This is a genomic window from Streptomyces niveiscabiei, from assembly GCF_001419795.1.
Taxonomy (GTDB): Bacteria; Actinomycetota; Actinomycetes; order Streptomycetales; family Streptomycetaceae; genus Streptomyces; species Streptomyces niveiscabiei.
On record NZ_LIRL01000758.1, the window covers coordinates 1 to 5,943 of the forward strand.

The 5,943-nt window shown below is 69.1% G+C and carries 6 protein-coding genes; 5 read left to right on the forward strand and 1 reads right to left on the reverse strand.

Annotation, left to right across the window (positions count from 1 at the left end; genetic code table 11):
- Nucleotides 1-21: 21 nt before the first annotated feature.
- The 5 genes from AOK24_RS32825 to AOK24_RS32850 all read left to right on the forward strand — a co-directional run bounded on the left by AOK24_RS32825 (nucleotide 22) and on the right by AOK24_RS32850 (nucleotide 4,022).
- Nucleotides 22-678: a Crp/Fnr family transcriptional regulator gene (locus tag AOK24_RS32825; RefSeq protein WP_063799556.1), complete on the forward strand. Its 657-nt coding sequence runs from the start codon at nucleotides 22-24 to the stop codon at nucleotides 676-678.
- 123 nt (nucleotides 679-801) lie between these two features.
- Nucleotides 802-1,575, forward strand: coding sequence for a hypothetical protein (locus AOK24_RS32830; RefSeq protein WP_055723666.1), 774 nt, complete (start codon nucleotides 802-804; stop codon nucleotides 1,573-1,575).
- Between the two features lie 280 nt (nucleotides 1,576-1,855).
- The gene (locus AOK24_RS32840) at nucleotides 1,856-2,593 is read left to right on the forward strand and encodes a hypothetical protein (RefSeq protein WP_055723668.1); all 738 of its coding nucleotides are present in this window, start codon (nucleotides 1,856-1,858) and stop codon (nucleotides 2,591-2,593) included.
- Nucleotides 2,590-2,898 (forward strand): MerR family transcriptional regulator, encoded by a 309-nt coding sequence (locus tag AOK24_RS32845; protein ID WP_055723669.1) that lies wholly within the window; start codon nucleotides 2,590-2,592, stop codon nucleotides 2,896-2,898. Before AOK24_RS32840 ends, AOK24_RS32845 begins: the two co-directional genes overlap by 4 nt.
- Nucleotides 2,895-4,022 (forward strand): hypothetical protein, encoded by a 1,128-nt coding sequence (locus AOK24_RS32850; protein ID WP_055723670.1) that lies wholly within the window; start codon nucleotides 2,895-2,897, stop codon nucleotides 4,020-4,022. The genes AOK24_RS32845 and AOK24_RS32850 overlap by 4 nt, the downstream gene beginning before the upstream one ends.
- A 79-nt stretch (nucleotides 4,023-4,101) precedes the next feature.
- Here AOK24_RS32850 and exaC read toward each other — a convergent pair whose 3' ends face one another.
- Complete coding sequence (gene exaC, locus AOK24_RS32855; protein WP_055723671.1) at nucleotides 4,102-5,625, reverse strand: acetaldehyde dehydrogenase ExaC; 1,524 nt, start codon at nucleotides 5,623-5,625, stop codon at nucleotides 4,102-4,104.
- Nucleotides 5,626-5,943 lie beyond the last annotated feature (318 nt).

Here is a 5,943-nt window from a genome sequence, read left to right on the forward strand (position 1 = left end):
CGGCACCGCTGAAAACCCTCATTGTCGCCCGAAGCACGCGCCGCTTTCACTCGGCTCGGTACTCGACGGCGGTACGCCGCGGGAGACGTACTCATGCACGAGGGTGACCGCGAACACGAACTGGTGGTCCTCCACGAGGGCTGGGTCAAGGTGAGCGTCAGGTTGGGTGATCGGGTGCAGCTCGTGGACATCAAGACCGCCGGGGACGTCGTGGGCGAGGTGGCGGCGCTGGACGACGGACCACGATCGGCCACAGTCACCTGTTGGGGGGACGTGGTCGGCACTGTCATTCCACAACATGAACTGAAGGCTTTTCTCCTCGCCCATCCAGAGACGTCGCTGCCGCTCACGAGGGTGCTCTGCGGCCGGTTGCGTCGGTCCGATCGCCTGAGGGTCGAACTCGGCGGGTTCTCGCTTCAGGTTCGGCTGGCACGCGTCCTTGTCGAACTCGCCGAGTCGTACGGACGGCCCGCGGACACGCTCAGGGGACCCAACTGGAACAAGGTGCGGATCGAGGTGGCTCTGTCCCAGTCGGAGTTCGCCGCCCTGACTGCCTCCACCACGGACAGCGTGCACAAGGCTCTCGCCCGCCTGAGGCAGCGCAAGATCATCACCACCGGCTCCCAGCGGACCTCCGTCGAGGACATGGCCCGTCTGCGCAAGGCGGCACGCCTCTGAGCGCGTCACCTGCGAACACGGCAAGCAAGCCGCATTAATACGGCTTCTTGGACGGGCCTCGCCCCTTCCTCCGACAGTTGGCGTGCACCACACCCAACCCCCTCTGGAAGGTGGCGAGTTGTCGTGAACGATCTCTCTCATCCCCGTCCACCGGACGACCTGGCCCACCGTCGGTTGTGTCTCGCCGCCGACGTGGAGCAGTACAGCCGCCTCGACACCCGGACGCAGTCGGCCGTCCAGTCCGACCTGGTCCGGATGCTGGACGAGGCAGCGGCGTCGAGCGGCCTGGACCGCGGGGCCTGGACGCGTCAGCCGCAGGGTGACCTGGAGTTCGCCGTCCTCCCCGAGGCGACGCCGGAGAATGCCCTGCTGGGCTCCTTCGTCCACCATCTCGCGGTCCGCCTCGGGGACCGCAACGCCCGGCCGGCCGCGCAGCGGGTCAGGCTCCGGGTGGCCGTGGCCACCGGCATGGTCGCGAACGCGGCTCTCGGCCATGCCGGTCCGGCCCCTGTCGCAGTGGCGCGGTACATCAACGCACCCCAGATTCGAGCCGTACTCGCCACCCTCACCACGGCGGATCTGGCTGTCATCGTGTCCGACGGGCTGTATCAGGACGTCGTGCGGTCCGGACAGCGGGATCTCGACCCCGCGCAGTACGTCCGGGTCCATGTGCGGGTGAAGGAGTTCGGCGGCTACGGCTGGATCCGCGTGCCGGGCCACACGCCGGACGCCGTCAGGTCCGCGCTGGAGCCGAACTCCTCGCCGGAGACCGGTGAACCCCGCCGGGCATCCCTGTCCCAGTACGTCCACCAGGGCGCCGCTGTCGGCAGGGACGTCGTCGGCGGCCTCACCGTCGGCCTGCCCGTGACTCCTCCGGCCGGCTCCGGGCCGGCCTGATGACAGCCCACGACGAGGACCCGCTCTGGCGTGAGCGGAGCGACAGCCAATGGGCGGACTACGGGGTGAACGTCGGCCACGCCGTGTACGGCGGCATCCACTTTCATCCGCCTGCTTCGTCGGACACATGGTCCGGACGCCGGAACACCACGACGAACCGGATCCGTGCGACGTGGCACGTGAAGGTGCGGTCGGCCCTGACCGACCTCGCGGGTGTCTGCGCCCGAACCGCTACCGCCCTGACCCATCTCGGACCCGACAAGGCCGGAAAGGGGGAGGGATGACATCGATCGGACCCGGGAGCGTCTTCACCCGGATCGACAGGGCCGTTCTCGGTTCGCCCGACGCCACGCGCTCGTCTCTCACCGTGCACATCGGTTCCCAGGCCGTCCTGCTTTCCCTGGAGGAGAGCAGGAGCGCGCTCTACGGCCCGCTGAGGGACGCGGCGCTGGGGGCGGCGGTCTGGCGGCAGGCCGTCGTCGAGGCGCAGCAGGAGCCGCAGAACGGCGACGGGCGGCTGCTCGTCGTCTGGCTCACCCTCCCCGGGCTGTACCGGAATCTGCACCGGATCCTGCGCTGCTGGCGGCGGCTCGACCGGGCCGATCTGGAGGCGGAGGCACTTCTGGCTGTGCTTGCCGCCCTCGACACGGTGGACCCGGACACCCCGGAACTGGGCGGTTGTCTGATCAAGGAGGCAGTGAACCAGATGTGGGCCTACGCGAGGCGCGTCACGCGGGAGGTTCCCGTGGTCGACATCGGTGCTTTCGCCGAAGCGCGCCACGCCTCCGTCCCGGCGGAGGAACAGCCCGACCCACCGGAGGGGTGGCAGTTGCACATCACTCCTCCGCCTCGCCGTGAGGGCTTGTACGCCACGATCCGCTTCGCCGAGCCGCGCCCTCGCCGCGACGGCCGACGGACCGGTACCCGCCTGCCTGACCTGGTGTTCCGGGCCCGCCGACACGAGGAGGCCGAGCTCATCGGCACCTTGACCCTGCGCTCCACGGGGACCCGACGGTGAGCGGGCGGTCCGGCCTCCCGCTCGGCTTCGCGGAGGCCCTCGACCTCCCCCTGAGCGTCGACCTGCGCACAGCCGCCCGCGCCTTCGCCATCTGCCCGGCGACGGCCTACAAGCTGATCCGCCTCGGTGCTTTCCCGTGCCCTGTCCTGCGGGTCGGCGGGCAGTACCGCATCCCCACCGCCTACTTGCTGAGCACCCTCGGCATCGAGGAACGGCCGGTGTACGCCGTCCCCTTGGAGAACGACACCGCACCCGCAGCCCAGCCCCACGACATTCAGACCCGCGCATCGGAGGTTTCCGAATGACCGCTCCACAGACGCTCGGACACGAGTCCGACCAGCCCCGCATGTGCTTCGTCGTCGGTCCCATCGGTGACTTCCACGCCGTCCACAACAGCCCCGAACGCGAGGCATTCGAGCATCACCTGCGCATCTTCGAGGAGGTGATCGTCCCCGCCTGCGAGAAGTACGGCATCAATGCCGTGCGTGCGGACGGCATCGCGAACGCCGGTGACATCAACGAGCAGATCTGCCGGTACGTCGTCGAGTCGGACCTGGTCATCGCCGACGTCAGCGGCGGCAACCCCAACGTGATGTACGAGCTGGGGCTGCGGCACATCACGGGCAAGCCCACGATCCACATCGGGGAGACCGGACAACTGCCCTTCGACATCGCGTCGATCCGGACGATCCGCTACAAGCGGACGCGCAGCCATCTGGCCGGGGCGCGCAAGGAGATCGAGAACGCGCTGGAAGCCGGACTCCGGGACGGCTTCGAACTCCTCACGCCTGCGCGGGTGCTGCGCGGTCTCCAGGCCGAAGGCGGGGCGACCTCCGTCTCGGACGCCGGGACAGGGGAGGAAGAGGACTCGCCCGGTCTGCTCGACAACTTCGCCGTGCTTGAGGGCGGGCTGGAAGAGGTGACCGCCGACATGGACGCGATCACGAAGGCCATCGAGACGATCGGATCGCTGACCGAGCAGGCCAGTCCCGAGATCGCCGATCTGAGCGAGGCGAATGCGCCCATGAGCGCACGGCTCGCCGCCATTGCCCGGTATGCGGAGACGATCAGCGCTCCGGCAGCCGAACTCAACACTGTCGCCACCGCGTTCGCGGGGCGAATGGCGACTCTGGACAGCGGAGTGCGAGCCGCGCTCTCGCTCATCGAGATGACGCCGCCCGACGAGCGCGGAGAGGGCACGGATGAGTTTCTGGAACAGCTGATCTCCCTGGACGAGACCGCGCAGGAAAGCCTGGTGCAGATCCGTTTCTTCGGTACCTCGGCAGGCGCCATGACTCAGCTGAGTCGGCTCCTCCGCAAGCCGGTGAAGGAGATCTCCACCGCGGTGAAGCAACTGACCTCCGCCATCGCCAGGGTGGGGGAGTGGGCGGCCAAAGCCCGTGAACTGAGGCATAGCCCCACTGAATGACAGCCTCTCCCCGCAGGGCCCGGACCTCCTCGGAGGCCCGGGCCCTGCGCTGTTGCGACTGTTCTTCCGGCTTCAGGGCTCAGAAGTAGCCCAGCTTCTTCGGCGAGTACGAGACGAGGAGGTTTTTCGTCTGCTGGTAGTGCTCCAGCATCATCTTGTGCGTCTCCCGGCCGATCCCCGACTGCTTGTAGCCGCCGAACGCCGCGTGCGCGGGGTACGCGTGGTAGCAGTTGGTCCACACGCGGCCGGCCTGGATCGCGCGGCCCGCGCGGTACGCCGTGTTGACGTCGCGGGTCCAGACGCCCGCGCCGAGGCCGTACGCCGTGTCGTTGGCGATCTTGATGGCGTCGTCGAAGTCGTCGAACCCGGCGACGGAGACGACCGGCCCGAAGATCTCCTCCTGGAAGACGCGCATCCGGTTGTCGCCCTCGAAGATGGTCGGACGGACGTAGTAGCCGCCCTTCAACTCGCCGTCGTACTCGGCGCGTTCACCACCCGTGAGGACCTTCGCGCCCTCCTTCTGGCCGATCTCGATGTACGAGAGGATCTTCGCGAGCTGCTCGCTGGACGCCTGCGCGCCGATCATCGTCTCCGTGTCGAGCGGGTGCCCCGGCTTGATCAGCTCGGTGCGGGCGACGGCCGCGGCGAGGAAGTCGGGGTAGTTGCCGCGCTGGATGAGGCCTCGGGACGGGCACGTGCACACCTCGCCCTGGTTCAGCGCGAACATCGTGAACCCTTCGAGGGCCTTGTCGCGCAGGTCGTCGTCCTTGTCCCAGACGTCGTCGAAGAAGATGTTCGGCGACTTCCCGCCCAGCTCCAGCGTCACCGGCTTCAGGTTCTCCGCCGCGTACTGCATGATCAGCCGCCCGGTCGCGGTCTCCCCGGTGAACGCGACCTTCGCCACGCGCGGGCTCGACGCGAGCGGCTTGCCCGCCTCCAGGCCGAAGCCGTTGACGATGTTCACGACACCCGGCGGCAGCAGGTCCGCTATCAGCGACATCCAGTAGTGGATCGACACGGGCGTCTGCTCGGCCGGCTTGATCACGACCGTGTTGCCCGCCGCCAGCGCCGGCGCGAGCTTCCACGTCGCCATCAGGATCGGGAAGTTCCACGGGATGATCTGCGCGACCACCCCGAGCGGCTCGTGGAAGTGGTACGCCACGGTGTCCTCGTCGACCTCGCTGAGCGAACCCTCCTGCGCGCGCACCGCCCCCGCGAAGTACCGGAAGTGGTCGATGGCCAGGGGGATGTCCGCCGCCAGCGTCTCGCGCACCGGCTTGCCGTTCTCCCAGCTCTCCGCGACCGCCAGCGCCTCCAGGTTCGCCTCCATCCGGTCGGCGATCCTCAGCAGGACGTCCGAACGCTCCGTCGCCGACCGGCGCCCCCACGCGGGCGCCGCCGCGTGCGCCGCGTCCAGCGCCTTCTCCACGTCCTCCGCCGTGCCCCGCGCGACCTCCGTGAACGGCTGCCCGTTCACCGGACTCGGGTTCTCGAAGTACTGCCCCCGCACCGGCGGCACGTACTCCCCGCCGATGAAGTGGTCGTAACGCCCCTGGTAGGAGACGAGCGCCCCCTCCGACCCGGGCGCGGCGTAACGAGTCATCCCATGCCTCCTTCACCGGCGCTGCCCGCCGTTGGACAGCTCCGACGGACGCTACGCACCCGGACGTTGCACCCACGTTGCACGACCGCCCGCAGGGGGCTGGTCCGTAGGAGACCGATCCGTACGATGCCGGCGCCACCGGCTGCCGTCTGCGCGAGGCCGGTGCCGAGTGCCCTCGCCGGCCCTGCGACGCCACCGGCCACTGTCTGTGTGAGGTCGGTGCCGTGCGTCCTCGTCGGCGCTGCGATGCCGACGCCACCGGCCACCGTCCGTACGAGGTCCGTGTCGCTCGCCGCCCTCATGCCCCCCACCCTCCCC